Raw genomic sequence first — 26,414 nt, 5'->3', positions numbered from 1 at the left:
AGAGAGATACCGCGCTCGAGCGTCTTTGCGGACCCAGAGTGCTGCACGTTGAACAAGGAGATATTATGCCCCCGGTATTGAACCGCCGCGACCTCTTCCGCGGCGCCGCTCTGACCGGCGGTGGCCTGGCACTGTCGGCCTGGATGCCGGCCTGGGCCCAGCCCGTTTCAGCCGGGATCGCCAAGCCGCTCCCGACAGTGACCGGCAACGATATCACTCTCAAAATCGCTCATCAGATGATGATGATCGATGGCCGCGCAAGCCATGCCATTGGCATCAACGGTACGGTGCCCGCGCCCCTTATCCGATTGCGCCAGGGCCAGACGGCGCGCCTGTCGGTGATCAACGATCTCGACGAAGATAGCTCGATCCACTGGCATGGCTTACTCGTACCATTCCAGTTCGATGGCGTGCCCGGGATCAGCTTTCCCGGCATCAAGCCCAAGTCGACCTTCGTCTATGAGTTCCCCATCGTTCAGGCCGGAACCTACTGGTATCATAGCCATTCGGGGTTGCAGGAGCAGATGGGCCATTATGGGCCGATCGTCATCGATCCGGAAGGCGAGGACCCGATCCGCTCGGATCGCGAACATGTCGTCGTGCTTTCCGACCACAGTCAGATGCACCCACACGCCATTTTCCGGAAGCTCAAGCAGGTCGGCGGGGGCTATTTCAACTATCAGCGTCAGACGCTTGCCGGTCTCTTGGCTGGGAAGGATCAACCGCTCAAGGAACGCCTGGACTGGGGCAAAATGCGAATGGACCCCACCGACGTCTCCGATGTCACCGGTTCAACCTACACCTACCTTGTAAATGGGCATGGTCCTCAGGACAATTGGACCGCGCTTTTCAGGCCGGGCGAGCGGGTTCGACTGCGTTTCGTCAACGCCTCCGCCATGACGACATTCAATGTCCGGATTCCCGGCCTCAAACTTACGGTCGTTCAGGCCGACGGTCTCAATGTGAGGCCCGTCGAGGTTGATGAGTTCCAGATCGCGGTAGCCGAGACCTATGATGTCATTGTCACGCCAGCGGATGACCGCGCCTACACGCTGGTTGGCGAATCCGTCGATCGGTCGGGCATGGCGCGCGCCACCCTGGCCCCGCGCGAAGGCATGACAGCCGAAGTCCCTCCGCTTCGCAAACGGCCCCTCGCCAATATGAAGGACATGGGCATGGGGGACATGGACATGAGCGGCATGTCCGGCATGGACCACGCAGCGGTGGGACACGACATGGCAGTCGGCGGAGCCGCCGCGGGCGGTATGGCGGGCATGGACATGGGGTCCGGTGCATCGATGCAAGGCATGGATAAGACGGCGGGTGGTTCCATGGCCAATATGCCTGGAATGGGCGCCCCTGCCGGTGATGCGATGGGCGGCATGGCGATGGGCGGAATGGGCGGCATGAATATGCGCGACGCCAGCAAAGCCCCGCAGGTGAAGATGGGGCCTGGCGTGCAGACAATTTCGCCGATGCCGATGGACCGCACGGGTGAACCTGGGCAGGGCCTCGAAGATGTAGGGCACCGTGTCCTTGTTTACCGCGATCTCATGGCGGTGGACCGCAATCCCGACGTGCGGGCACCCGACCGAGCGATGGAGATTCATCTCACCGGAAATATGGAACGCTATATGTGGTCGTTCGACGGCGTTAAGTTGAGCGACAAGCGCGAGCCAATCCCATTCCTCGAAAATGAACGTGTGCGTGTCACGCTGGTGAACGACACGATGATGTCGCACCCGATCCATCTCCACGGGCATTTTTTCGAGTTGGTTACCGGGCATGGCGAATATTCACCGCGCAAGCATACGGTCAATGTCGCGCCGGGGGGCAAGGTAAGTTTCGATGTCACCGCCAATGCGATCGGCGACTGGGCCTTCCACTGCCATATGCTCTATCACATGCACGCCGGGATGATGCGCGTCGTCTCTGTCCGGCCGCGGGGAGAAGCCGCATGAAGTCGCTTCTTTTCCTGATGGGCGCGGCACCGCTGGCCCTCGCCGTACCAGCTACCGCACAATCGATGCAAAACATGCCCGGTATGAACATGCCGATGTCTCAGCCGCCAGCAAAGAAGAAGCCAGCGGCCCGGCCGGCACGTCAGGCCAAACGCGCAACCGCCGTGAAGTCGGCTGCCAGACCCGCGCCCGCAAGGCGTAGGGCGCCCGCTGCGAAACCCAAGCCCGCTATGCAAGGCATGTCGGGAATGGACGATATGCCCGGTATGACCATGCCAGTCAGCAAGACGCCCCCGTCGACCGATGCCCATGCCGGACATGATATGTCGAGCATGCCGGGCATGGCGATGCCCGCGCCCGCAGGCGGTGCGATGAACCACGATATGCCGGGCATGAATATGCCTGGCGGCGCAGGCGGTCAGCCGATGGAGCATGACATGTCGTCCATGCCCGGGAGGGCGATGGACGGGCAGATGGCGGGTCATGGGGCAGGGGGCACGAGCCTTGCGCCGGGTGACGCGCCGGCGCCCGCCCCTCCGAAAGATCACTACGCCGATCGGATCTATCAGAACGGCGCAATGGCCGATTCACGCTCCATGCTGCACAACGAACATGGCGGAAGCTCATCCTCGATGATCCTGTTCAACCTGGCGGAATATCAGATCCGGAACGGCCGCGACGGCTATCGTTGGGATGGCGAGGCGTGGTTCGGCAAGGATCTCGATCGGCTCGTGCTCAAAACCGAAGGCGACGGAGCGCTTCGTGAAGGGGTCGATAGTGCCGAAATCCAGGCGCTCTACAGCCGTGCGCTCGATCCCTATTGGAACGTGCAGGCCGGCGTCCGGTATGATTTCAAACCCAACCCGTCCCGAACATATGCGACGATCGGAATCGAGGGGGTGGCACCTTACTGGTTCGAAACGGAAGCCGCCTTGTTTCTGTCGAACAAGGGCGAGGTGCTGGGGCGGATCGAGGGCTATTATGATCAGCGCATCACCCAGCGCCTGATCTTGCAGCCCCGCGTCGAATTGAACCTTTCGGCTCAAAATGTCCCTGAGACACGGATCGGATCGGGGCTGTCCAATGCCGAGCTGGGGTTGCGCCTGCGCTACGAGGTCCGCCGCGAATTCGCTCCCTATATCGGTGTTTCCTACGACCGTAAGTTTGGGCGGACGGCGGACTATGCGCGGGCCGATGGGAAGGACGTCAAGGCGACGAGCTTCGTCATTGGCGTGCGGACCTGGTTCTGAGAAGTATCCGGCTCCGCTCTCACGTCGGGGCTAGCCGCGTCCATCGCTGGCTGGCCCTGACTATCGGCGTCCAACTACTGCTGTGGTTTGCCAGCGGTCTGATCATGAGCGTGTTGCCGATCGACCGGGTTCGCGGTGAACATCTTGTGGAGCGTATATCGCCTGCGACGCTGGGTCAGTCGCAATCGCGCGCGCCGCTGGACCTCGTCTTGCGCGCCGCAACCAAGCCCGTGCGCGAAGTCCGATATCGCCCACTTCTGGGACGCGAGGTTGCCGAAGTCGAACTCGTCGACGGCACGGTAATGCTCCACGATGCCGAGACCGCGAAGGTCATTTCCCCGCTGAATGCTGCCATGGCTCGCGCGGTGGCGGTGCAAGCCTATCGCGGCACGGCGGCTCAGACGAGCGTGCGCCCGGTTTTGGCGGCCAGCACTGAATATAAGGGCATGCTTCCGGCGTGGCGAGTGGATTTCGCAGATAGCGACGCGACGCATGTCTACGTCGCCCAGAATAGTGGTCGGATCGTTGCCGTCAGAAATGGCACATGGCGCCTCTATGACTTCTTTTGGGGCCTCCACATCATGGATTGGAAGAACCATGAAAACTTCAACACGCCCTGGCTGATGGGCTTTGCCGCAGGGGGTCTCGCGCTGGCGATCGCGGGATCGGCGCTATTGTATTTCCGGTGGCCGCGAAAGCGGCGCCGCAACGGCTGAATATCGCGGAGAAAATCGGGGCGGGGGCCAAAGGAGACGACCAATGATGAAAAATGCATATTCGAGCCTTGCCCTGCAGACCTTGGTCGGCGGCGTCATCATGTATTTGGTGATGTTCGTTATGATTGATAGCCTGGGGAGCTTCTACAATAACCTCAATATGCTCTACATGACGTTGATGATGGTTGCGCCGATGGTGGTGCTGATGATCCTCGCGATGGGCCATATGTTTCCGTCGAAGACCGCAAACATGGCCCTTCTGATTGGTTCGGTGGCGATATTTGCCGGATCATTCGCGCTCATTCGCACGCAAACTACGATCGGTGACACGGCTTTCCTCCGTTCGATGATCCCGCATCATTCGGGAGCGATCCTGATGTGTCGCGAGGCGTCCTTGAAAGACCCGGAAATCGTCCGTCTGTGCGGCGGCATCGAGGAATCTCAGCGCCGCGAGATTGATGAGATGAAGGCTATTCTAGCTCGCAAGTAGATTTCGCAATTCATTCTCGGAAATTTTTGCAGCCTGGCGAGGGCAATGGCGCGCTCGTGCGTATTAACAATGCGGGGCGCTGAGGAGAGAATTGTGAAGAAAATAGTCGCCGTCATGATCGTCGGATTGTTGACCACACCCGCGATCGCGCAAATGCAGGGCATGGATCATTCCAAGATGGACATGGGCCAGATGATGAACCCCACGCCAGCCAATCCGTACCCGCCGGCCGAGATGGAAATGCATCAGAAGATGATGTCTGCCATGGGCGGCGATGCGACGGAAACCTGGGTTCGCAAGATGATCGAGCATCATCGCGGCGCGATTGCGATGTCACGCATTGTTTTGCGCGACAGCAAGGATGCGCAGGTTCGAATGATGGCGAACAAGGCGATTACCGAGCAAACGCGCGGAGTGGGCGAGCTTCAGGGTTGGCTGAGAGCTCACCACAAGCGCGCGCAGTAGAGCCTTCCCTCGCCCTTGGGCGGGGGAAATACAGAAGGTTTATATGACACTCAAATTCGCTCTCGCTGCGTTCGCCGCTTCCCTCTCCATCGCCAGCGCCGCAGCTGTGCCTATCGTCGTGCATCGCGATCCGGGCTGCGGCTGCTGTGAGCAATGGGCCGCACAGGTGCGCCAACAATTTGGCCGGCGGGTGAACATCGTCGATGATCAGCTACGCACCGCCTTACAGCGCGCCCAAGGCGTACCGGCGTCACTGTCCTCATGCCACACAGCGATTGTCGATGGCCTTGTATTCGAGGGTCATGTTCCGATCGCGGATATAAAACGCCTGCTGGCGCAACGTCCGCGCGGCGTACGAGGTCTAGCCGTGGCCGGTATGCCCATTGGTTCGCCGGGGATGGAAGTCGCTGGCCAGAAGCTGCAACCCTATAACGTCATCGCTTTCGGGCCATTCGGCCAGACGATATTTGCCCGGCATGGCGGCTGACGATGACATTGCTCTTTCCGTCTGCGAGGCGTAAGAAATAGCGGCTGTGAAACGTGCGCTTCACCTCTTTCTCCTGCTTGGAGCCCTGATCGGTCTGCTCGGCCAGGAAGCCGCCTTTGCGTCGGCCCCGCCTGCGATGCCTCCGCAGATGACGGTGGCTGGGATGGCCGATTCAGGAATGAGCGAAGACTGCATGAAGATGATGGAGCAGCAACAGCAGCCCGCGCAGAAACCATGCAAGGGCATGACCCTGGCCTGCATCGCCGCAATGGGCTGCGTTGTTCCTATGGCCGTTCGTAACGATGCGCCGGCGCTTGCGGTGCCTGCAGCTAATGCGGCCATGGCCTTCTGGACGAACACTACCGTCCTGCACGGCAGCGAACTTACTCCAGAACCGGAACCACCGACTCTCCTTGGCTGATCGAATTCGGCCGTCAGGCTGATAGGATCGTTGCGCTTATCGCGCACCCCAAACATCCTGTCGGACCTGCGGCTACCACGATGTTTTGCCAAAGGATTACAGTCATGAAAAACCGTGTTTTCTATGCCCTGCTGGGCATAGCCCTCGCCGCACCTGTTGCCGCATTCGCCGGCCAGCCCGACCACAGCCAACAGTCCGGCCACTACGAGTGGAAATCGGTTCCGCAATATGGCCCGCGCGCCACGGGACCGGCTCAGCGGCGCGTCTGGGTGCCCGATGCCGCGCAGGTGGCAAGCTGCGACTGCGACATGATGAAAATGAGTGCCGCAGACTGCATGAAGGAGATGCATAGCATGGCATCGCCTTCGTCAGCCTCTTCGGTCGGCTAAGCGCAGGTTCTGGCCGCTTCAGGTCGCATAGACGGCTAGGCCAGCAGTGGCGGCGGATGCCCCCCCATTCCGCCGCCACTGACATGCCTGTCATATTGCTCGATGGCCGACCGACCCTCCGATCAGGAGTTTTCCATGCGATTGTTTCTCTTTGCGCCGCTGCTCGCGGTGATCCCGGGCATTGCGTTCGCCGGTCCGCTCACTTTCGAGGCCGCGCTCCAGCGCGCCCGGCAGGAAGCGCCGTCGATCAAGGCCAAGGCGCTCGGCGCCGATGCCGTGCGTTCCGCTCGCGCTGCGGCCGGGGCGCTGCCCGATCCGACGCTTGGCGTGAGTGTCGAGAGCTTCCCGATCTCGGGACCGCTCGCGTTCGAGCCCAATCGCGACGACTTCACCATGGCGCGGGTGGGCGTGTCCCAGGATATTCCCAATCTCGCCAAGCGCCACGCTCAGCAAGCGCGCGCCGATAGCGACATCAGGGCGGCGGAAGCCGATACGGCGGTCGAGGGTCGCACGGTCGAGGTCGGCACGGCGTTGACGTGGATCAACCTGGCCTATGCCGAGCGCCGGCTTGCCGCGCTCGATGACGTTCTGTCCCGGCTCGAGCGCGTGGTAGGGACCACGACCAGTGCGGTCGCTTCGGGCAATGCGCGGCCGGCGCAGACGCTCGCCGGACAGCAGGCGGTCGCGGCGCTGCAGGATCGCCGCAGCGAACTGGTTTCGAACGTCGCGCGGGCGCGTGCGACATTGACTCGCTGGACGGGCGATCCGGCGCCTGAGATTGCCGGACCGATCCCCGATTTCGTGGTCGATGCAGTTGTCCTGCGAGCTGGCCTGGATCGTCAACCGACGATCCGGATGATCGATGCCCAGACAGGCCAGGCGGATGCCGACGTCCGAATGGCGGATGCAGGCCGACGCACCGACTTCGGTGTCAACCTTGCCTACCAACGTCGCGATCCCCGCTTCGGCGACTATGTCTCCGCCGGTGTGACCGTCAGTCTGCCCTTCTTCACCCGCAATCGTCAGAACGCCCAGATCGCCGAGGCTCAGGCCAATGCCGGGCGAGTAATGGCTCAGCGCGAGGCTGCGCGGCGCGCACTCGCCGCAGACCTCGATGCTGATCTCGCCGACCATGTCATGCATCATGAGCAGTGGATGCGCGCGCGGGACACGCTGCTCCCGCTCGCCGATCAGCGCGTGAAGTTGGAGACCGCCAGCTACGGCGCTGGGCGCGCCAGCCTCGTCGATATCGCCGACGCCTATGCCGCGCTCGCCGCCGCCACCCTCACGACCCTCGACCGCGAAGCGCTGGTCGCCGCTGACGGCGCCCGTTTGACCCTCACCTACCGGAGCGCAGACCAATGAGCTTTGAGATTCCCCAGCGTGCCCGGCTGAGTCTCGCCGCCGCTTTGATCGCATTGGTGGCCGGCGGGGCGGGCTATGGCATCGCCCATCTGGGTGGGCAGCGGGAGCCGTCAGTGCAGTCGGGAGATGCGGGTCGGAAGGTGCTCTACTGGTACGATCCGATGGTGCCGCAAGAGCACTACAACAATCCTGGGACACTTTCGTCGATGGGGATGAAGACCATCCCCAAATACGTCGACGAAGGCGGCGGCGACGCACCGGGCGTCCGCATCGACCCCGCGACGTCGCAGACGCTTGGGCTTCGCACTGTCGCAGTTCGGCGCGGAGAACTGGCGAGCAGCCTTACCGCCACCGGCACGGTAGATTTCAACCAGCGCGATGTCGCGATCGTCCAGGCGCGCGCGGGAGGGTTCGTCCAGAGGGTCTATGGTCGTGCGCCAGGTGACGTGGTCGGCGCGGGCGCACCACTTGCTGACATTCTCGTGCCGGAATGGGGTGGCGCCCAGGCCGAATTTCTTGCGGTTCGCCGCACCGGGAACGCGGCGCTGACCCAGGCGGCACGGCAACGGCTCATGCTGCTTGGCATGCCCGCAGGCACCATCGCATCGGTCGAGCGCATGGGGCGGCCGCAAAATGTCGTCACGATCTCCACCCCGACCGGGGGCGTGATCAAGACTTTGGCCGTGCGCGCAGGCATGACCATGGCGGCGGGACAAACTCTTGCCGAGGTCAACGGCCTGGGAACGGTCTGGCTCAATGCGGCAGTGCCTGAAGCGGTCGCCGGGCCACTTAAACCCGGACAAAGCGTACAGGCGACACTTGCCGCATTTCCTGGTGAGACCTTGTCGGGCCGTGTCTCGGCGATCCTGCCGCAGACCCAAGCGGACAGCAGGACGCTCACCGTCCGGATCGAGCTGCCCAATCGCGGCGGGCGTCTGCGTCCCGGCATGTTCGCCACCGTGTCGTTCGGCGGCACTACGCAGCCGGCGCTGCTGGTGCCCTCCGAAGCGCTGATCCGTACCGGCAAGCGCACATTGGTGATGCTTGCGCTCGAGAAGGGGCGCTACCGGCCCGCTGAGGTGCAGACCGGCCGTGAAGCCGGCGATGACACCGAGATCCTGGCGGGTCTGAGCGAGGGCGAGAAGATCGTCGCCTCGGGCCAGTTCCTGATCGATTCTGAGGCGAGTCTCACGGGCGTCGAGGCGCGGCCGATCGGCGGTGTTGCTGCGGCAAAATCTGCCTTAACCGCTGCTCAGTATGAGACTGTCGGCAAGATCGAACAGATCACCGCCACGTCGGTAACACTCAGCCATGAGCCGGTGCCCGCCATCGGCTGGCCAGCGATGACGATGACCTTCCAGCTTCCTGACTCCAAGATCGCGCGGGGCCTGAAGACTGGCGACCGCGTGCGTTTCGGCTTCGATCGGCCGCCTGCGGGACCGACCGTTCGGCGCATGACCAAGGTGGTCGGCCAGTGATCGCCCATCTCATTCGCTGGTCGGTCAGGAACCGCCTCTTCGTCCTGATAGGCGTACTGGCCCTCATCGGCGTCGGCATCTGGGCGGTGCGATCGACCGCGATCGATGCGCTGCCTGATCTCTCAGACACGCAGGTCATCATCCGCACCTCCTATCCGGGCCAGGCGCCGCAGATCGTGGAAAACCAGGTCACCTATCCGCTCACCACCACCATGCTGTCGGTGCCGGGTGCCAAGACGGTGCGCGGCTATTCCTTCTTCGGCGACAGCTTCGTCTATGTGATCTTCGAGGACGGCACCGATCTCTATTGGGCGCGCAGCCGCGTGCTCGAATATCTCAACCAGGTGCAGGGGCGCTTGCCGGCCAGCGCCCGCAGCGCGCTTGGTCCCGATGCGACCGGCGTCGGCTGGGTCTATGATTATGCGCTGGTCGATAGGACCGGTCGGCACGATCTGTCGCAGCTCCGCGGGCTTCAGGACTGGTTCCTGCGCTACGAGCTGAAGACGGTAACCGGCGTCGCCGAGGTCGCCAGCATCGGCGGCATGGTCAAGCAGTATCAGGTGCTGCTCGATCCGGTGAAGCTCGCCGCCTATGGCATCACCCATGCCCAGGCGGTCGACGCTATCAGACAAGCCAATCAGGAAGCGGGCGGCTCGGTGCTGGAAATGGCCGAGGCCGAATATATGGTCCGCGCCTCAGGCTATCTGAAAACACTCGACGACTTTCGCGCCATTCCCTTGAAGACTGCGGCGGGCGGCGTGCCCGTCCGGCTAGGCGATGTCGCCACGATCCAGATCGGCCCGGAGATGCGGCGCGGCATCGCCGAATTGAACGGCGAGGGCGAAGTCGCCGGCGGCGTCGTCATCCTGCGCTCGGGCAAGAATGCCCGTGAGACGATCGCGGCGGTGAAAGACAAGCTCACCGAACTGAAGAAAAGCCTGCCACCCGGTGTCGAGGTGGTGACGGTCTATGATCGTTCGCAGCTGATCGATCGCGCGGTGGAGAACCTCACCCACAAGCTGGTCGAGGAGTTCATCGTCGTCGCTATCGTTTGCGGCCTGTTCCTTTGGCACGTCAGATCGGCGCTGGTCGCGATCCTTACCCTGCCCTTGGGGGTGCTGGCAGCATTTGCCGTGATGCGGTTTCAGGGGGTGAATGCCAACATCATGTCGCTGGGCGGCATCGCCATCGCGATCGGCGCGATGGTCGATGCAGCCGTGGTCATGATCGAGAACGCTCACAAGAAGATCGAGCACTGGGAACAGGATCACCCGAACAAGCATCTCGAGGGCGAGATGCGGTGGATCGTCATCACCGAGGCTGCCGCAGAGGTTGGCCCGGCCCTGTTCTTCAGTCTGTTGATCATCACGCTCTCCTTCATCCCGGTGTTTACGCTCGAAGGACAGGAAGGGCGGCTGTTCGCACCTCTCGCTTTCACCAAGACCTACGCGATGGCGTCGGCGGCGATCCTGTCGGTGACATTGGTGCCGGTGCTGATGGGTTTGCTGATCCGGGGGAAAATCCCGCCTGAGCAGTCCAACCCGGTCAATCGCTGGTTGACCAACATCTACCGGCCCGCGCTTGACTGGACGATGCAGCGACCGAAGACGGTGCTGCTGATCGCGGCGCTCGCCTTTGCGACCACGGCCTGGCCGCTTACGCGCCTTGGCGGTGAGTTCATGCCGAACATGGACGAAGGCGACCTGCTCTATATGCCCTCGGCGCTGCCGGGCCTCTCGGCGGCCAAGGCCTCGCAGTTGCTCCAGCAGACCGATCGGCTGATTAAGACGGTGCCCGAGGTCGAGAGCGTGTTCGGCAAGGCCGGCCGCGCCGAGACCGCCACCGACCCGGCCCCGCTCGAAATGTTCGAGACCACCATTCAGTTCAAGCCCCGTGACCAATGGCGACCAGGGATGACACCGGAGAAGTTGGTCGAGGAACTCGACCGAACGGTGAAGCTGCCTGGCCTCGCAAATGTCTGGGTGCCGCCGATCCGTAATCGCATCGACATGTTGGCGACCGGGATCAAGAGCCCGATAGGGGTCAAGGTATCGGGCGCCGATCTCGCCCAGCTCGATCGCATCGCCCATGACATTGAGACCGTCTCAAAGACCGTGCCCGGCGTCAGTTCTGCGCTGGCCGAACGGCTGACCGGTGGGCGCTATGTCGATGTCGATATTGACCGCGCCGCAGCGGCGCGGTTCGGGCTCAACATTACCGACGTGCAATCGATCGTCTCGGGCGCGATCGGCGGCGAGACGATCGGTGAGACTGTCGAGGGGCTGGCGCGCTATCCGATCAGTGTCCGTTATCCGCGCGAACTGCGCGACAGCCTCGAAGGGCTGCGAACACTGCCGGTCCTGACCCCGTCGGGGCAGCAGATCACGCTCGGTACGGTAGCGAAGGTTTCGGTCGCTGAAGGGCCGCCGATGCTCAAGACCGAAAATGCCCGGCCATCGACCTGGGTCTATGTCGATGTCCGCGGCCGCGATCTCGCCTCTGTGGTCGGCGACCTCCAGCGTGCGGTCGCGAAACAGGTGAAACTCACGCCCGGCGTCAGCATCGCCTATTCGGGCCAGTTCGAATATCTCCAGCGCGCCGTTGCCAAATTGAAGCTGGTCGTACCGGCGACGCTGCTGATCATCTTCGTGTTGCTCTACATGATCTTCGGCCGGTTCGATGAAGCGGCATTGATCATGGGTACGTTGCCGTTTGCGCTCACCGGCGGCATCTGGATCCTCTACCTCCTCGGGTTCAACCAGTCGGTCGCGACCGGGGTCGGGTTCATCGCGCTAGCCGGCGTCTCCGCCGAGTTCGGCGTGGTGATGCTGATCTACCTGAAAAATGCGCTTGAGGAGCGTACCGATCCGGATGCCCGCCAGATTGAGGCGGCGGTGCGAGAGGGGGCGCTGCTGCGCGTCCGGCCCAAGGCGATGACAGTGGCGGTGATCCTTGCCGGCCTGCTGCCGATCCTGCTCGGCTCGGGCGCGGGCTCCGAAGTGATGAGCCGGATTGCCGCGCCCATGATCGGCGGCATGTTGACCGCGCCGCTCCTTTCGATGTTCGTCCTGCCCGCCGCCTATCTGCTGCTCCGGCGGCGACGGGTAGAACCCCTCCACCAGCCTGTTTAACCTGCAAGGAGAAGACCATGCACTATGCCCGACTGACCATCGCCCTTGGCCTCGCCGCTCTGACCGCCGCGTGCGGCAAGAAAGCGGAAACGCCGGTTGCGGCCGAGACCAACCAGGCGGTGCCTGCCACCGCTGCCATGAGCGGCGACATGGGCAATATGGCGATGGCGCCTGCTGCCAGTACGGCAATCAAGGCCAAGGGCCATGGCACGGTCACCGCCATCGACAAAACCGCAGGCATGATCACACTCAATCATGGCGCGATCCCCGAAGCCAAATGGCCAGCGATGACGATGGCATTCAAAGCTGCGCCGACGATCACCGATGCCGTGAAGGTCGGCGACAAGGTCGATTTCGACCTTACGCTTGTTGGCAGTGCCGGTGAGGTGACGGCAATCCAAAAGAAGCCTTGAATGGCCGGTTTTATGAGGGCCATTAAAGCGTAATTAACCTCGTTCCTTCACGCTTCAGCTATGAGAAAAGAGAGAGCCGAGCGGGAAAAGCAGATCAAGATCACGGCAACTGCGCGGTGGCGGTTGTGATTGCCACAGCCTTTGGCTGCGTGGCGCTGTTGTGCGTCGTGAGTTGGCCATTTTTCAGTGACTATCGAACGGTGGTCAAGATCCAGAGCGCGGGTGCTGCCGCATTCGCGCTCTATTTCCTGATGCTGGGCTCGCCCACTGCTGCAATAGCCTGCCTCATTTCATGCTCACAGCTCGTCATTTCCGCGTCAGTGCGCGATCGCTATGTGGTTACGAGACTTTATGGAGCGTCTCTTATTCTGTTGGCCTGCCTCTCGGTCGTGACGTGGCACGGCATAGCGTCGGCCTTGGCGTTTACCGGTAGTTCATTGGGCAGTCTCGCACGACTGCAGACCTCAACGACGCGGATGAAAGGCCTTTTCCTCATCGGCGCACCATTTTGGCTCGCCCATAATTTGATGGTCGGAGCCTTGTTCGCATTGGGCACGGATCTTGTCTCGCTGACCTCGAACATGGCAAACTTACTGAAATTTATGGCGCGACGGCGGCGCAGCGCCGTTGAAAACGCGGGCTCTCTGGTCGATCGCCCTGTCGAAATCTGCCTCTACCCAGCCCGCGCGGACAAAATATTGACGTTCGTCAGGTTCTGACGATTGCGCGACAAAGCTAAAGATATTTCGAAATCGTCCGAAACTCCTCGACCGCCGATCCGACACCATCGCTTACTTCGGCATGGGCGAGGCAGTGATCGATATGGTCGTTGATCAGCGCTCTCTTCGCGCTGGCGACCGCCTTTTCGACGGCATGGAGCTGCTGCGCAACATCGACACACGACCGCCCGGCTTCGATCATTTCGACGATGCTCCGCAGATGGCCGCCCGCGCGGTTCAATCGCTTGATGATCGCTGGGTGACTTTCGTGCCTGTGTTCGGTCATCCGCAAACTCCGTGCGACGCGCAGCAAGGCTTTACATATCCTCCCCAGGAGGATAGCTCAAGCATGGTCGATATCCCCCCTGGAGGATACATACCACTCGAACTGGATCAGCGTCACGTGCTCTCTGTCCTGGCAAACCGCACCTATCGCCATCTGTTCATGGCTCAGGTCATCGCGCTCATCGGCACGGGGCTCGCAACAGTTGCGCTCGGCCTGCTGGCCTATGACATCGCCGGGGGCAGCGCGGGCGCGGTGCTCGGCACGGCGCTTGCAATCAAGATGGTCGCCTATATCGGCGTTGCGCCGGTCGTGGGTGCCTTCGCCGACCGTCTGCCGCGTCGCGCCTTTCTTGTCAGCATGGATCTTGTGCGAATGGTGGTGGCAATCTGCCTGCCGTTCGTGAGCCAGGTTTGGGAGGTCTATGTCCTAATCTTTGTGCTGCAATCGGCCTCCGCTGCGTTCACGCCGACCTTCCAGGCAACCATCCCCGATATTCTACCCGACGAGCGCGACTATACCCGTGCGCTGTCCTTGTCGCGGCTCGCCTATGACATGGAGAGCCTTACCAGCCCGATCCTTGCCGCCGGGCTGCTGACCGTCATCAATTTCCACTGGCTATTCTCGGGGACCGCGATCGGGTTTCTGTGCTCGGCGCTGCTCGTCGTGACGACAGTCCTGCCGCGTGCTGCGAAATCTGGACCAAAGAATGGTGGTATCTATGCCAAGACCACGCGCGGCACGCGCATCTATCTGAAGACGCCGCGTCTGCGCGGCCTGCTCGCGCTCACGCTTGCGTCCGCGGCGGCCAGCTCGATGGTCATCGTCAACACGGTGGTGATCGTGCGTGGCAATCTCGGCCTCACGCAGCGCGATGTCGCTTTCACGCTTGCCGCTTTCGGCGCAGGTTCGATCCTGGCTGCGCTGACATTGCCACGCATCCTCGACCGGGTTGCCGATCGTATAATCATGGTTGGTGCGGCCGCTGCATTGACAGTCGGTCTTGCCGTGCTGGCGGTGCTGACGGCCAGCTTTGGAGCAGCGCCTGTCTATTGGCGGATGATCCTGATTGGCTGGTTCATACTCGGGATCGCCTATTCGATGAGCGTGACGCCAGCGGGCCGGTTGCTTCGACGGTCGGCCAATGCCGACGACCGACCTGCCTTGTTTGCCGCGCAATTCGCGCTTAGCCATTGCGCTTGGCTGATCTGTTATCCCCTGGTGGGACTGTTGGGTGCCAGTATCGGGCAGACGGCCGCCTTCGCGGCGATGGCCGTGATCTCGGCTGTTGGAACGCTCGCTGCCTTGTGGCTCTGGCCCAGCGCGGATCCCGATAAGCTGGCCCACGACCATGCGGACCTCGCACCCGATCATCCGCATCTGCACGGGGATCACCGCAACGCGCGGGAGCATGCGTTCGTGATCGACGATCTTCATCAGCATTGGCCACGCCAATGACTTTCGTCTGGACTGACATGATCGACACGCCGCGTGCTTGTGGACCGGCCATGTTCGCGATACCCGTAATGCCATGACGGCATCGTCGATCAGATCGCGCACTTCCGCGCGGGTATCCGCCCGCGTGCGGCTTTTTGCGTCCTTCGCGATTCTGGCGCTGTTCGGAATGCTTGCGCTTGCCACCTGGCATGACGCAAAGCCGCACGTCCACGATGCCGGCTATGTCGTCAGCGTCAATGGCGATCATCCTGAGCAGGCTCCGGCAGAGAAGCCCGACACGGCCGATCTAATGCATCTGGTGGCCCATGCGGTGCTCCAAACAATCGACGTACCCGCGCCGCTCGTGGTTGCGGCACTGATGAAGCCTGCCGCGGAGATCTGGACGCTTGCGTCAGCCAAAGCGGCGCATTCCCTCGATCCCTCGGCGATCCTGCGTCCTCCGCGAGGCTGACTCACGCGCGGTGCGCGTGCCGTCATTACAGCCTTTTCAGAGGAAATAGTTATGAGAGCCTATATAGGCCGGCTGCCGCGTCGCGTGGTGTCCGGCATAATGGTCGCGACGTGCGTTGCGGCACTGTGCGGACCCGCACAGGCGCAAGTGGCGCCGCCATTTGCCACACTTCTCCGCCAGACCGCCGACGCACCCCGGCGCGTCGAAAGCGAAGCCGAGGTCCGTCGGTCGGAAGGTCTTGCGCGCCAGGCCCGCGCCCGACCCAATCCGACAATCGGCATATTGACCGAGAATATAGCCGGATCATCGCCCTATCGGGGGTTCGACCGCGCCGAGACGACGCTGCAATATAGCCAGCCGCTGGAAATCGGCGGCAAGCGTTCGGCGAGGATTGCGGCCGGAGAGGCGGCCGTCGCCGCGTCCCGCGCCCGCGATCGTGATGCGCAGATCCGCTACGCTTATGATCTCGCGCGCGGTTATGCGGCAGCTGAGGTTGCCGACCAGAGGATAACGCTGGCCGAAGGCGAGGTCGAGCAAGCGCACAACATCCTGCGCGCCGCTCGGGCCCTGGTCGATGCCGGCAAGGAAGCGCGACTGCGCGCCTTGCAAGCAGAAGCCGCGTTGAATGCGGTCAGCGCTGATCTTGAGGCGGCAAAAGCGGATCGCATTGCCGCTTATGCCCGTCTCTCCGCACTTTCCGGCGTCGAGGAGACCTTTACCGGCTTGTCAGAGTCGCTCTTGGCCGTGCCCGTCGCGGCATCGACTTATGGCCCCATCGATCCGATGACGAGTTCATCCTATCTCGCCGCTCAGGCGGAGCGCGAGGCCGCCGAGCGCCGCCTGACCGCCGAACAGAAGCGGGCAATCCCAGATCTGACGGCGATCGTCGGAGTGCGGCGTCTCGACTATGAGAATGCCACCGCTCTGACAGCGGGGGTCTCGATCCCGCTCAACATCTTCGATCGCAATCGCGGCAACATCGCCGCCTCGCAAGCGGAGGCACAGGCAGCCGCCGCAAGGTTGGCCATGGCCCGCAACGACGCGATTGCCGAAGCCCGCGCAGCACAAGCGCAGATTGTAGCCGCACAGTCGCGCGTCGCTGCCGCCGAGGCGTCGCAGGGAACCGCAGAAGAAGCCTATCGCCTGGCACGCATTGCTTATGAAGCCGGCAAGTCCCCGCTCGTCGAGTTGTTGAACGCCCGTCAGGGCCTCGGTGCGGCGCGAGGCATCGTTCTCGATGCCAAGGTGGCCAGCTTCCAGGCACGCGCGCAACTCGCCCGCCTTCAGGGGCGAACCATTTCCGGAGATGAGATCCAATGAACCCCGAACACAACAAGCTTTATGCCGGGGCCGCGATCGGTCTCGTCCTCGCTGCCCTTGCCGGTTTCGGCATCGCCAGAATGACGGGGCCGACGGGGCCGAGCGCCGATACGGAGACAGCCGCCACTACTGCTCCAACCGACACCATCGCGATCACTGAGGACGGCATCAAGACCTCCGGGATTGGCGTTGCACCCGCAGCAGCCGGCGGCGTCGCCGGCATCATTCTCGCCAGTGCAACCGTCGAGGCAACGCCCGACGCCGAAGCGGTGCTCACCGCCCGGGCATCGGGCACGGTTACCCGGATCTTCAAGCGGATCGGCGATCCGGTCAGCGCGGGTGAGACGATCGCCCTGGTCGAGAGCCGCGATGCATCGGCGATCGCAGCCAATCGCAGTGCCGCCGCCGCGCGGGTTACGCTTGCGAGCCGGCAGCTGGCGCGCGAGCGAACGTTGCTCAACCAAGGGGTCTCGCCCCGGGCCGACTATGAGACCGCCGAAGCCAATCTCGCGGTCGCCCAGGCCGAAGCCCGGCAAGCGAGTGCTGCTGGCAGTGCGGCAAAGGTCGCGGGCGATGGCAGATCGGTTGCGGTGGTGAGCCCGATCTCTGGCCGAATAACATCCGCACCCGGCAATCTCGGCGCGTTCGTCCAGGCCGAGACCGAGCTGTTTCGTGTCGCGGACCCGCGCCGCTTGCAGATCGAAGCGAGCGTACCGGCGGCAGGCGCCTCGCGCGTGAAGGCAGGCGACAGGGTCGAGCTGACAACCAATGACGGCCAGAAGGTCGAAGGCCGGGTTCGCTCCGCCACCGGTGTGGTCGACCCGCAGACGAGGCAAGCAACGGTCATCGTGACACCTAGCGGCGGCGGCGGCCTGATCACGCCGGGCCAGCTCGTCCAGGCGCGTATCTTCGCCAGCGGCGGCGGGGCAGCCTCGGGCGTTAACGTGCCGCAGGATGCGGTCCAGACGATCGGCGACCGCTCGGTGGTGTTCGTGCGGACCCGCCAGGGGTTCAAGGCGCAGACCGTGCGCGTTGGAACGCGCAGCGGCGGCATAGTCGAGATCGTCTCGGGCCTTCCTGCAAACATCATGATCGCCACGACCAACGCCTTTCTGCTCAAGGCCGAGCTTGGCAAGGAGTCGGCGGAATGATCGCGCGGATATTAGGCCTCTCGGTCAGGGCGCGATGGGCCGTCGCCTTCGTCACCTTTCTCGTCGTCCTGTTTGGCGCCTGGCAGATTACATTGCTGCCGATCGATGCCGTGCCTGACGTCACCAATCGCCAGGTGCAAATCAACAGCTTCGTGCCCACCCTGGGTCCGGTCGATATGGAGAAGCAGGTCACTTTCCCGGTCGAGACCGCCCTTGCCGGTATTCCCGGCCTACAAATGACCCGCTCGCTCACGCGCAACGGATTCAGCCAGGTCACCGCCGTTTTCAAGGACAGCACCAACATCTATTTCGCTCGACAGCAGGTCACTGAGCGGCTCGCGCAAGCCAAGGACAGCCTGCCAACCGGGGTGCAGCCTCAACTCGCGCCGCTGACCACGGGCCTCGGCGAGATCTTCATGTTCAGCGTGGCGTTCAAGCATCCCGACGGCAAGGGTGTGAAGGTCATCGACGGTCAGCCGGGTTGGCAGACCGACGGTTCATATTTGACGCCCGAGGGCGAGAAATTGACCACGGTGGTGGCCAAGGCCGCTTATCTGCGCACGGTCCAGGATTGGATCATCCGTCCGCAGATGCGGACCGTTCAGGGTGTCGCCGGTGTCGATTCCAACGGCGGCTATGTGAAGCAATATGTCGTCGAGCCTAATCTGACGGCGCTGGCCTCCTACGGTGTCTCAGTCACTGAGCTGGCTGACGCACTTGAACGATCGAACCTGTCGGCGGGCTCCAATTATGTCCGCCGGGCCGGGGAATCCTTCCTCGTCCGCGCTGATGCACGGTTGCGCTCGGTCGCCGACATAGAAGAGGCCGTGATCGCCACGCGTGCCGGCGTGCCGATACGCGTGAAGGACGTCGGCCAAGTCGTCATCGGAGGCGCGGTGCGAACCGGGTCCGGCAGCGTCGGAGGATCGGAAGCGGTCATCTCGACGATCTTGATGCTCACCGGCGAGAACAGCCGCATCGTTGCCAATCGCGTCGCCGACAAGCTGGTCGAGATCAACAAGACCCTGCCGCCCGATGTTATCGCAAGCCAGGCCTATAACCGCTCGAAACTCGTCAATGCGACCATCGCCACGGTCGAGAAGAACCTGATCGAAGGCGCGTTGCTGGTTATCGTCGTGCTGTTCCTGCTGCTCGGCAACATCCGCGCGGCGCTCATTACGGCGGCGGTGATTCCGATCACCATGCTGATGACCGCGGCAGGCATGAATGAATTGGGTGTTTCGGGCAATCTGATGAGCCTCGGCGCGCTCGACTTCGGCCTGATTGTCGATGGCGCCGTCATCATCGTCGAAAACGCGCTCCGGCGTCTCGCGGAGCGGCAGCACAAGGAAGGAAGACTCCTAACCCGGCTCGAACGGCTCACCGAGACCACCCATGCCGCGCAGGAGATGGTCCGGCCGACTGTCTACGGCCAAGCCATCATCTTCCTCGTGTTCATACCGCTGCTCACCTTCCAGGGCGTGGAGGGCAAGACGTTCGCGCCAATGGCGATTACGTTGATGCTGGCGCTGGCCAGCGCGTTCATCTTGTCGATCACGTTCGTGCCGGCGATGGTCGCGTTGCTGGTGACCGGCAAGGTCAGCGAGACCGAGGTCAAGCCGATCCGCTGGTTCAAGGAAAAGTATCAGCCGGCGCTCACCCGCGCCGTGGCGCGGCCAATGCCGTTCATCTTCGGCGGCGTGGGCGTGTTTGCCGCAGCGGTTCTGCTGTTCGGCACGCTCGGACAGGAGTTCATGCCGCAGCTCGACGAGAAGGACATCACGGTCACCAACTCCCGTATTCCGTCCGCCTCGATCGACCAGTCGACCGCGATGCAACTCCAGATCGAAAATGCGCTCAAGACGTTGCCGGAGGTGGCACTGGTATTCTCAAAGAACGGCAATGCCGATCTCGGGACCGATCCGATGCCGCCGAACGCTTCGGACACCTATGTCATCCCCAAGCCTGAAAAGGAGTGGCCCGCCGAGGTCAAATCCAAGGAGGATATCCTTCGGCGGATCGAGGAGCGGATGAAGCCGCTGATCGGCAACCGCACGGAGATCCAGCAGCCGATCCAGATGCGGTTCAACGAGCTGATCGCGGGTGTGCGTTCCGACGTCGCGGTCAAGCTCTATGGGGACGATCTCGATGCCATGAGCGAGGCGGCCGGTTGCATTGCGACCGCACTTCGGACCATTCCAGGTGCGGCCGACGTGCAGGCGGAACAGACATCGGGCGCACCGACCTTCGACATCAAGGTCGATCGCCAGGCGGCGGGCCGTTACGGCCTGTCGGTCGAAGAGGTCGCCGCTACGGTCGCAGCTGCGTTGGGTGGACGTGAAGCCGGCTTGTTGTTCGAAGGAGATCGGCGGTTCGATGTGGTGGTGCGTCTGCCTGACGCGCAGCGCGACGATATCGAGACGCTGGGCTCGATCCCGGTCATGCTGCCGTCCAATGGTGCCGGGAATGCGCGTTCCATTCCGCTCAGCGAGGTTGCGCGATTCACCTACACCGAGGGGCTCAATCAGATCAGCCGCGAGAACGGCAAGCGGATGGTGGTCGTCCAGGCCAATGTGCGCGGTCGCGATCTTGGCGGGTTCGTTTCGGAGGCTCAGGCGAAGATCGCCGATGTAAAACTACCCGCAGGCACCTTCATCGAGTGGGGCGGCCAGTTCGAGAGCCTTCAATCCGCCTCGGCGCGGTTGGCGATCGTCGTGCCGCTTTGCTTCGTCCTGATCTTTGCGCTGCTCTACATGGCGCTGGGCGGTGCCTGGCCGGCTCTGGTCGTGTTCACGGCCGTTCCCTTGGCTTTGGCCGGAGGTGTGTTCGCTTTGGCCCTGCGGGGGATACCCTTCTCCATCACGGCATCGGTCGGGTTCATCGCGCTCTCGGGTGTAGCGGTCCTCAACGGACTGGTGATGATGAGCGCGATCCGCAAGCGGCTTGACGACGGCGAAGGGATCGACGGCGCTATCATCGGCGGCGCGATCGAACGCGTGCGGCCGGTGCTGATGACTGCCTTGGTCGCGAGCCTTGGCTTCATTCCAATGGCGCTCGCCACCGGCACAGGAGCGGAGGTGCAGCGACCGCTGGCGACCGTGGTGATCGGGGGGCTCATCACCTCGACCGCGCTGACTCTACTCGTTCTTCCGGCAATATCGGCTTTGATGTTCCGAGTATTGGAAAAACGAAAAGCTGCCAAACGACCGCCCGCCCAACTGGCGGAGGCGTGAAGGTGGGCCGCCCTTGCGACGGGCGCAGGGGCGGTCGCCTTTTGCGATCAATACCGCCGCGACCGTTCATGTCGCGGCGACAAGTCCTTGGCTAGGCCACCTTCATTGGCACTGGTTCGGAGCCGCTTTTGCCCTGGAGATGTTAGCGACGACCGAGAGTGCGCTTGGTCAAGAACAGGCTGGAGCGGGTAAAGCCCGGTGCGCCATTTTGCATAGCGTTGTGAAGCTACGTTGCATCAACATTCAATTGACGCCTACCTAGGGAGGTCGAAGCTAATAGAGGGTTTTATCGATGTCCGGATCTCTCAGCATCGGCAAGCTTGCCGCCGCAACGGGAACGAAGGTCGAGACGATCCGCTATTACGAGAGCGCCGGCCTGCTGGCCGCGCCGGAGCGGACGAAGAACAATTATCGCGCCTATTCGCCGCAGCACCTCGCACGGCTCAGCTTCATCCGTCGCGCGCGGGCGTTGGGTTTTTCGCTCGATCAGGTCCAGGCGCTGCTCGGCCTGGCCGATCAAAAGGACATATCCTGCTCCGCGGTGGATCTGATTGCGCGGGAGCATCTCGCCGAGATCGATCGCAAGCTCAGGGATTTGGCGACGCTCCGGTCCGAACTCAGCAACCTGATCGTCCAGTGCGGGCACGGCACGATCTCCGAATGCCGCATCATCGAGACATTGGCGCCGGAAGCTCAGCGCCCAGAGTGAGGCCTGTTGTGCGCCCACTATTGCAACTAAGTCGCAAAAACTGCTTGACCCTCTAGCGGCTAGAGGGTTTATCAGGCCGGAATGTCCTGCCTAGACCTTCGCGAATTTCGCCATTCCGGACTTTCCCTTATGCATGCGCCGATGCCATCGATCCGGCGCGCCATAGCAGTCCTGGCGGCAGTCCTTTGCCTGGTCGCCGTCAGTGGCGTTGCTCGCGCCGATACTGCCGACGTGCAGACGGCATGGCGGCTGCTCGACTATGTGGCGGTCGACTATGGCGGTGCTGTTAGCGGTGGCCGGGTCAAAAGTCCTACCGAATATGCCGAGATGACTGAATTCGCGGCTTCGGTTTCCACCCGCCTCGCGGCCCTGCCGCCCGCACCGGCGCGCGGACAGTTGATCGCGGGCGCAACCCGGCTCCAGGGTTTGATTGCCGCGAAAGGCACCCCCGAGGAAGTCGCCCGCATCGCCCATGGCCTCGCCGCCGATCTACTCAAGGCCTATCCGGTGCCCCTCGCGCCGAGTAAGGCTCCCGACCTGACCCGCGGCGCCTCCTTGTTCGCGCAGAATTGCGCGAGCTGCCACGGCATGACCGGGGATGGGCATGGCCCCGACGCCGCGAAGCTCAAGACGCCGCCAATCGCTTTCAGCGAAATAGCGCGCGCGCGGCAGCGCAGCCCCTTCGCGCTCTATCAGGTCATCGACCAGGGCATCGACGGCACGGCGATGCAGAGTTTCGCGAACCTTTCGAGCGACGATCGCTGGGCGCTGGCCTTCTATGCCGGCCGCTTCGCGTTTTCCGATGCCGCTGCGAAGGAAGGCGAAGGATTGTGGAAGGACGATCCTAGCCTCCGTCAGCGGATTCCCGACCTGACGGCGTTGGCGGGTCTCACTCCGGAAACACTCGCCAAGAGCATTGGGACCGGGCAGGCCGATGCGATCATTGCTTATCTGCGCCGCCACCCCGAAGCGGTCGTTCAGCAGGCGCCCGGTTCACTCGATGTGGCACGCGCGAAGCTTGGACAGAGCCTCGCGGCCTATCGCGCGGGCAATCGCCACGCCGCGCAGGGGCTGGCGTTGTCGGCTTATCTCGACGGATTCGAGCCGCTCGAGCCCATGCTGACCGCGCGTGATGCAACGCTCATGGGGCATATCGAGAGCGCCATGGGCGAATTCCGGGCATCGCTCCAGCAAGATCGCCCCGCCGATGAGGTTGCCACGCGCGTCCAGGTGCTCGACGGCCTGTTCGACGACGCCGACGCGGCATTGTCCCCCGACGCGGCGAGCAGTGCATCGACCTTCCTGGGCGCTTTCACCATCCTGCTGCGCGAGGGGCTCGAAGCCCTGCTGATCGTCGTTGCGATGATCGCTTTCCTACGCAAGGCTGAGCGGCCCGAAGTGCTGTCCTACGTTCATGGGGGCTGGATCAGTGCCCTGGCGGCGGGTGGCGTGACCTGGGCGATCGCGACCTATGCGATCGGGATCAGCGGTGCGAGCCGGGAGCTTACCGAAGGGTTCGGATCCCTCTTCGCGGCCGTCGTCCTGCTCTCCGTTGGGATCTGGATGCATGGCAAGGCGCAGGCGGACCAATGGCAACGCTACATTCGCGAGAAGATGTCGCGCGCGCTGTCGCGGCAGTCGGCCTGGTTCCTGTTCGGCCTCGCCTTCATCGTCGTCTATCGCGAGGTGTTCGAGACGATCCTCTTCTACACCGCGCTCTGGACCCAAGGTAACGGCGGCATGATGCTGGCGGGCGCCGGCTCAGCGGTCCTGCTGCTCGGGCTCATCGCCTGGGCCATGCTGCGCTACAGCCGCGACCTGCCGATCGCGAAATTCTTCGCCTATAGTGCGTGGCTGATGGCGATCCTCACCGTCGTGCTCGCCGGCAAGGGCGTGGCCGCGCTTCAGGAAGCCGGCGTCATCGACATCGCGCCGCTCGTTGGCGGGGTCCGCATTTCGATGCTCGGTATCTTCCCGACCTGGCAGTCGATGGCCGCCCAGTTGCTTATGCTCGTCGCTGTGGTTGGCGGTTTCATCCTAAACCGGCAACGATCCGCCGTGGCAGCCGGCTGATGCGGTTGTCGCCGACGCGCAATATTCTTCTTGACCCTCTAGTAACTAGAGGGTGCATAGGGGTCTGATGATGTTTGCGCGAATTCATTATCATGGTCTGTAACAGCTGCCAGTCGGACGCGCCGCCGACCCCCGATCCGCGTTGGCGCCGCATGTTGTGGATCGCGCTTGCGATCAATCTGGCGATGTTCGCGGGCGAGATCGTGGCGGGTATCGCCTCGGGATCGCGCTCGCTGCAGGCGGACGCGCTCGATTTTCTCGGCGATTCCGCTAACTATGCGATCAGCCTCGGGGTCGCCGGCATGGCGCTAGGCTGGCGGTCGCGGGCCGCTTTGCTCAAGGGCGGGACGATCCTCGCCTTCGGCCTCTATGTTCTCATCACGACGGTGCTTGCGGCGCTGGGCCGGGGCGTGCCGCAGGCTGAGACAATGGGGATCGTCGGCGTGATTGCGCTCATAGCCAACGGCAGCGTCGCACTCATGCTCTATCGGTACCGGAGCGGCGACGCGAACATGCGTTCGGTCTGGATCTGTTCACGCAACGATGCGATTGGCAATCTTGCCGTCCTGCTCGCGGCAGCGGGCGTGGTCGGTACAGGCACCGCCTGGCCGGATCTCGCGGTCGCCCTGATCATGGCTGCTTTGGGTATTTGGGGTGGCCTGCAGATCATCCGCCAGGCGCGCGCAGAGCTGTCGCCGAAACCCTCTGTCGAAAGTCCGGCACAACATTCGCTGGCCTCTACGAGCCTATAGTTGCTAAAGGGCGCGTAGATGCATCGACTGACGATCCTTTTTGCTTGTCTGGCCGTGTTCCTGTCCCTTGGGATGGGGACGGTCGCGCATTCAATGGAACCGATCGTCTGCATCGATGCCAATAGCGCCGCCGAGATCGGACATACCGATGGCGATGGCGACCAGGTGCCTGCCGATAGCGACAGGGGCTATCCGCACCATCATGGCAGTTGCCATGGCCATCATGTCGCGACGCCAATGGCGAAAGCCGAATCCGGCGCCCAGGATCGGGACGCATCGATCATGCGGCCGACACAGGTGGTAGCCCTGGTGGCGGCACCTGCCGATTCGGCCCTGCGACCTCCACAAGCCTGACGATTCCCTAGCTCCCGTCGGCATCGACCGGCGGGCTCTCAAGGTTCGTCAGGAGTTCTTCATCCATGCATCGTGTCATCGCGGCCCTATTGGCCGTAACGTCCTGCGCGTCGATCGCGCAGGCGCAGACGGCCACATCGCCGCCGTCTGCCAATCTGCCCGTATTCACGTTGGAGCGTGCGCGCACCCTCGCCGGGGGTAGCTCCCCCAATATCGATGCCGCGAGCGCCGACCTGCGCGCCGCCAGCGCGGCCCGCACCATTGCGGGCCTCCGGCCCAATCCAGAAATCCAGGTGCAGTCAGAGAATGTCGCGGGGACCGGCGACTATCGCGGTCTTCGCAGCGCCGAGACCACCGCAAGTCTTGCTTTGCCGATTGAACTGGGCGGTAAGCGGTCGGCCCGGATCGCGGTCGCCGATTCCCGCAGCAATCGATCTCGCATCGATGCGGCTATCGCGGTTGCAGACCTCAATCTGCGCATATCTCAGGCCTATATCGAAGCTGCCGCAGGCGAGCGACGCGTGGACATCGCCCGCCAGCAAGCAGAGATCGCTGGCAATGCCTTCAGGGCGGCGCGCATCCGCGTGACCGCAGGGGCGGGGGCACCGATCGACCAGCAGCGTGCTGATGTGCTGCGTGTCAACGCAGAGCTTGGGTTGGAACGCGCAATCCGTGAGGCGGAAGTGGCGCGCGGCAATCTCGCGCGCCTGATCGGTCAACCTATCGACGGTGCGCTTGATCTGGTCTGGTTCGATCGCATCGGCGGCTACGGGCCTACGATGCCGCTTACCCCCGACGGAACCTTGGCGCTCGCCGCTGCACAGGCTGACGTGACTACGGCCGGCGCCCAGGTTCGGCTCGCGCGATCCCAGCGCGTGCCCGACATCACGATCAGCGCCGGCGCGCGTCGTCTTGCGCAAACCAATGACATGGCGGCGGTGGTAGGGATCGCCATCCCCTTACCTGTCTTCAACAACGGTTCCGCTGCTGTGAGCCAGGCCCGTGCCGAACAGGATCGCGCCGACGCCAATCGCAGACTGGCAATCATTGAGGCCGAGCAGGCGATCGCTGGCGCACAGGCCCAGCTCGCTAACGCCGCGGCGACGGCCAGATCGACGGGCGGTCCCGGTCTCGCTGCGGCCTTGGAGGCCGCACGGATTGCTCGTGTCGGTTATGCCCAAGGCAAGTTCAGCCAACTCGATCTGCTGGAGGCGGAAAGAACCCTTGCCGAGACGCGCGCAGCGTTCACCGACGCATTGGCCGGCTATCACGATGCCGAGGCGCGACTTGAGCGACTGACCACCCCTGCACCTGAATTGGGGGCGCGCTGAGCAATGCTGCGTTC

General features: G+C 63.1%; 24 protein-coding genes. 23 read left to right on the top strand and 1 reads right to left on the bottom strand.

Annotation, left to right across the window (positions count from 1 at the left end):
- The first annotated feature begins 65 nt into the window (after positions 1 to 65).
- From NL2_RS11475 to NL2_RS20780, 13 genes are all read left to right on the top strand, one after another.
- Positions 66 to 1,961 carry a copper resistance system multicopper oxidase gene (locus NL2_RS11475; RefSeq protein WP_068075163.1) on the top strand — a complete coding sequence of 632 codons (1,896 nt, stop codon included), beginning with the start codon at positions 66 to 68 and terminating at the stop codon, positions 1,959 to 1,961.
- Positions 1,958 to 3,211 (top strand): copper resistance protein B, encoded by a 1,254-nt coding sequence (locus NL2_RS11470; protein ID WP_068075160.1) that lies wholly within the window; start codon positions 1,958 to 1,960, stop codon positions 3,209 to 3,211. Before NL2_RS11475 ends, NL2_RS11470 begins: the two co-directional genes overlap by 4 nt.
- Positions 3,202 to 3,927, top strand: a complete 726-nt coding sequence (locus NL2_RS11465) for a PepSY domain-containing protein (protein WP_068075157.1) — start codon at positions 3,202 to 3,204, stop codon at positions 3,925 to 3,927. The genes NL2_RS11470 and NL2_RS11465 overlap by 10 nt, the downstream gene beginning before the upstream one ends.
- A 43-nt stretch (positions 3,928 to 3,970) precedes the next feature.
- The gene (locus tag NL2_RS11460) at positions 3,971 to 4,417 is read left to right on the top strand and encodes a DUF305 domain-containing protein (protein WP_084356045.1); all 447 of its coding nucleotides are present in this window, start codon (positions 3,971 to 3,973) and stop codon (positions 4,415 to 4,417) included.
- 69 nt (positions 4,418 to 4,486) lie between these two features.
- Positions 4,487 to 4,882 carry a DUF305 domain-containing protein gene (locus NL2_RS11455; RefSeq protein WP_084356044.1) on the top strand — a complete coding sequence of 132 codons (396 nt, stop codon included), beginning with the start codon at positions 4,487 to 4,489 and terminating at the stop codon, positions 4,880 to 4,882.
- A gap of 43 nt (positions 4,883 to 4,925) precedes the next feature.
- Entirely contained in the window at positions 4,926 to 5,369 is a 444-nt protein-coding gene (locus NL2_RS11450) for a DUF411 domain-containing protein (RefSeq protein WP_068075151.1), read from the top strand.
- Between the two features lie 46 nt (positions 5,370 to 5,415).
- Positions 5,416 to 5,790, top strand: a complete 375-nt coding sequence (locus NL2_RS11445; protein WP_068075149.1) for a hypothetical protein — start codon at positions 5,416 to 5,418, stop codon at positions 5,788 to 5,790.
- Between the two features lie 104 nt (positions 5,791 to 5,894).
- Positions 5,895 to 6,179 carry a hypothetical protein gene (locus tag NL2_RS11440; RefSeq protein WP_068075146.1) on the top strand — a complete coding sequence of 95 codons (285 nt, stop codon included), beginning with the start codon at positions 5,895 to 5,897 and terminating at the stop codon, positions 6,177 to 6,179.
- Between the two features lie 135 nt (positions 6,180 to 6,314).
- Positions 6,315 to 7,544, top strand: a complete 1,230-nt coding sequence (locus NL2_RS11435) for a TolC family protein (protein WP_068075375.1) — start codon at positions 6,315 to 6,317, stop codon at positions 7,542 to 7,544.
- Complete coding sequence (locus tag NL2_RS11430) at positions 7,541 to 9,022, top strand: efflux RND transporter periplasmic adaptor subunit (protein ID WP_068075143.1); 1,482 nt, start codon at positions 7,541 to 7,543, stop codon at positions 9,020 to 9,022. Before NL2_RS11435 ends, NL2_RS11430 begins: the two co-directional genes overlap by 4 nt.
- Positions 9,019 to 12,153 carry an efflux RND transporter permease subunit gene (locus NL2_RS11425; protein ID WP_068075139.1) on the top strand — a complete coding sequence of 1,045 codons (3,135 nt, stop codon included), beginning with the start codon at positions 9,019 to 9,021 and terminating at the stop codon, positions 12,151 to 12,153. Before NL2_RS11430 ends, NL2_RS11425 begins: the two co-directional genes overlap by 4 nt.
- Before the next feature lie 17 nt (positions 12,154 to 12,170).
- Positions 12,171 to 12,566, top strand: coding sequence for a copper-binding protein (locus NL2_RS11420; RefSeq protein WP_068075136.1), 396 nt, complete (start codon positions 12,171 to 12,173; stop codon positions 12,564 to 12,566).
- A gap of 116 nt (positions 12,567 to 12,682) precedes the next feature.
- Positions 12,683 to 13,285 carry a YgjV family protein gene (locus tag NL2_RS20780; RefSeq protein ID WP_245647662.1) on the top strand — a complete coding sequence of 201 codons (603 nt, stop codon included), beginning with the start codon at positions 12,683 to 12,685 and terminating at the stop codon, positions 13,283 to 13,285.
- A 16-nt stretch (positions 13,286 to 13,301) separates the two neighbouring features.
- Here NL2_RS20780 and NL2_RS11410 read toward each other — a convergent pair whose 3' ends face one another.
- Entirely contained in the window at positions 13,302 to 13,487 is a 186-nt protein-coding gene (locus NL2_RS11410; RefSeq protein ID WP_439646896.1) for a metal-sensing transcriptional repressor, read from the bottom strand.
- Between NL2_RS11410 and NL2_RS11405 the strand changes: the two genes are divergently transcribed.
- From NL2_RS11405 to NL2_RS11360, 10 genes are all read left to right on the top strand, one after another.
- Complete coding sequence (locus NL2_RS11405; protein WP_439646895.1) at positions 13,440 to 15,026, top strand: MFS transporter; 1,587 nt, start codon at positions 13,440 to 13,442, stop codon at positions 15,024 to 15,026. The genes NL2_RS11410 and NL2_RS11405 overlap by 48 nt on opposite strands.
- A gap of 73 nt (positions 15,027 to 15,099) precedes the next feature.
- Positions 15,100 to 15,477, top strand: a complete 378-nt coding sequence (locus NL2_RS11400; protein ID WP_068075128.1) for a hypothetical protein — start codon at positions 15,100 to 15,102, stop codon at positions 15,475 to 15,477.
- Between the two features lie 51 nt (positions 15,478 to 15,528).
- Complete coding sequence (locus tag NL2_RS11395; RefSeq protein WP_068075125.1) at positions 15,529 to 16,797, top strand: TolC family protein; 1,269 nt, start codon at positions 15,529 to 15,531, stop codon at positions 16,795 to 16,797.
- Positions 16,794 to 17,948, top strand: a complete 1,155-nt coding sequence (locus NL2_RS11390; RefSeq protein WP_068075122.1) for an efflux RND transporter periplasmic adaptor subunit — start codon at positions 16,794 to 16,796, stop codon at positions 17,946 to 17,948. The genes NL2_RS11395 and NL2_RS11390 overlap by 4 nt, the downstream gene beginning before the upstream one ends.
- Positions 17,945 to 21,181: an efflux RND transporter permease subunit gene (locus NL2_RS11385; protein WP_068075119.1), complete on the top strand. Its 3,237-nt coding sequence runs from the start codon at positions 17,945 to 17,947 to the stop codon at positions 21,179 to 21,181. Before NL2_RS11390 ends, NL2_RS11385 begins: the two co-directional genes overlap by 4 nt.
- A gap of 292 nt (positions 21,182 to 21,473) precedes the next feature.
- Complete coding sequence (locus NL2_RS11380) at positions 21,474 to 21,890, top strand: MerR family transcriptional regulator (RefSeq protein WP_068075116.1); 417 nt, start codon at positions 21,474 to 21,476, stop codon at positions 21,888 to 21,890.
- Positions 21,891 to 22,019: 129 nt separating this feature from the next.
- Positions 22,020 to 23,963: a cytochrome c/FTR1 family iron permease gene (locus NL2_RS11375; RefSeq protein ID WP_245647661.1), complete on the top strand. Its 1,944-nt coding sequence runs from the start codon at positions 22,020 to 22,022 to the stop codon at positions 23,961 to 23,963.
- 92 nt (positions 23,964 to 24,055) lie between these two features.
- Positions 24,056 to 24,715, top strand: coding sequence for a cation efflux transmembrane domain-containing protein (locus NL2_RS11370; protein ID WP_068075113.1), 660 nt, complete (start codon positions 24,056 to 24,058; stop codon positions 24,713 to 24,715).
- Positions 24,716 to 24,733: 18 nt separating this feature from the next.
- The gene (locus NL2_RS11365; RefSeq protein WP_157083141.1) at positions 24,734 to 25,069 is read left to right on the top strand and encodes a hypothetical protein; all 336 of its coding nucleotides are present in this window, start codon (positions 24,734 to 24,736) and stop codon (positions 25,067 to 25,069) included.
- A 65-nt stretch (positions 25,070 to 25,134) separates the two neighbouring features.
- On the top strand, positions 25,135 to 26,400 hold the full coding sequence (locus NL2_RS11360) for a TolC family protein (RefSeq protein WP_068075106.1): 1,266 nt from the start codon (positions 25,135 to 25,137) through the stop codon (positions 26,398 to 26,400).
- Positions 26,401 to 26,414: the final 14 nt, after the last annotated feature.

The organism is Novosphingobium lentum NBRC 107847, from assembly GCF_001590965.1.
GTDB classification, from domain to species: Bacteria; Pseudomonadota; Alphaproteobacteria; order Sphingomonadales; family Sphingomonadaceae; genus Novosphingobium; species Novosphingobium lentum.
The sequence above is the reverse complement of the archived record's forward strand: the minus strand, read 5'-3'. Positions and strand labels throughout refer to the sequence as shown.

Excerpts from the sequence above, each read along its gene's own strand:
- NL2_RS11475 (WP_068075163.1), top strand. The coding sequence starts at position 66 with ATGCCCCCGGTATTGAACCGCCGCGACCTCTTCCGCGGCGCCGCTCTG.
- NL2_RS11470 (WP_068075160.1), top strand. The coding sequence starts at position 1,958 with ATGAAGTCGCTTCTTTTCCTGATGGGCGCGGCACCGCTGGCCCTCGCC.
- NL2_RS11460 (WP_084356045.1), top strand. The coding sequence starts at position 3,971 with ATGATGAAAAATGCATATTCGAGCCTTGCCCTGCAGACCTTGGTCGGC.
- NL2_RS11455 (WP_084356044.1), top strand. The coding sequence starts at position 4,487 with ATGCGGGGCGCTGAGGAGAGAATTGTGAAGAAAATAGTCGCCGTCATG.
- NL2_RS11450 (WP_068075151.1), top strand. The coding sequence starts at position 4,926 with ATGACACTCAAATTCGCTCTCGCTGCGTTCGCCGCTTCCCTCTCCATC.
- NL2_RS11440 (WP_068075146.1), top strand. The coding sequence starts at position 5,895 with ATGAAAAACCGTGTTTTCTATGCCCTGCTGGGCATAGCCCTCGCCGCA.
- NL2_RS11435 (WP_068075375.1), top strand. The coding sequence starts at position 6,315 with ATGCGATTGTTTCTCTTTGCGCCGCTGCTCGCGGTGATCCCGGGCATT.
- NL2_RS11430 (WP_068075143.1), top strand. The coding sequence starts at position 7,541 with ATGAGCTTTGAGATTCCCCAGCGTGCCCGGCTGAGTCTCGCCGCCGCT.
- NL2_RS11420 (WP_068075136.1), top strand. The coding sequence starts at position 12,171 with ATGCACTATGCCCGACTGACCATCGCCCTTGGCCTCGCCGCTCTGACC.
- NL2_RS11405 (WP_439646895.1), top strand. The coding sequence starts at position 13,440 with ATGGAGCTGCTGCGCAACATCGACACACGACCGCCCGGCTTCGATCAT.
- NL2_RS11410 (WP_439646896.1), bottom strand. The coding sequence starts at position 13,487 with ATGATCGAAGCCGGGCGGTCGTGTGTCGATGTTGCGCAGCAGCTCCAT.
- NL2_RS11400 (WP_068075128.1), top strand. The coding sequence starts at position 15,100 with ATGACGGCATCGTCGATCAGATCGCGCACTTCCGCGCGGGTATCCGCC.
- NL2_RS11395 (WP_068075125.1), top strand. The coding sequence starts at position 15,529 with ATGAGAGCCTATATAGGCCGGCTGCCGCGTCGCGTGGTGTCCGGCATA.
- NL2_RS11390 (WP_068075122.1), top strand. The coding sequence starts at position 16,794 with ATGAACCCCGAACACAACAAGCTTTATGCCGGGGCCGCGATCGGTCTC.
- NL2_RS11385 (WP_068075119.1), top strand. The coding sequence starts at position 17,945 with ATGATCGCGCGGATATTAGGCCTCTCGGTCAGGGCGCGATGGGCCGTC.
- NL2_RS11380 (WP_068075116.1), top strand. The coding sequence starts at position 21,474 with ATGTCCGGATCTCTCAGCATCGGCAAGCTTGCCGCCGCAACGGGAACG.
- NL2_RS11375 (WP_245647661.1), top strand. The coding sequence starts at position 22,020 with ATGCATGCGCCGATGCCATCGATCCGGCGCGCCATAGCAGTCCTGGCG.
- NL2_RS11370 (WP_068075113.1), top strand. The coding sequence starts at position 24,056 with ATGGTCTGTAACAGCTGCCAGTCGGACGCGCCGCCGACCCCCGATCCG.
- NL2_RS11365 (WP_157083141.1), top strand. The coding sequence starts at position 24,734 with ATGCATCGACTGACGATCCTTTTTGCTTGTCTGGCCGTGTTCCTGTCC.
- NL2_RS11360 (WP_068075106.1), top strand. The coding sequence starts at position 25,135 with ATGCATCGTGTCATCGCGGCCCTATTGGCCGTAACGTCCTGCGCGTCG.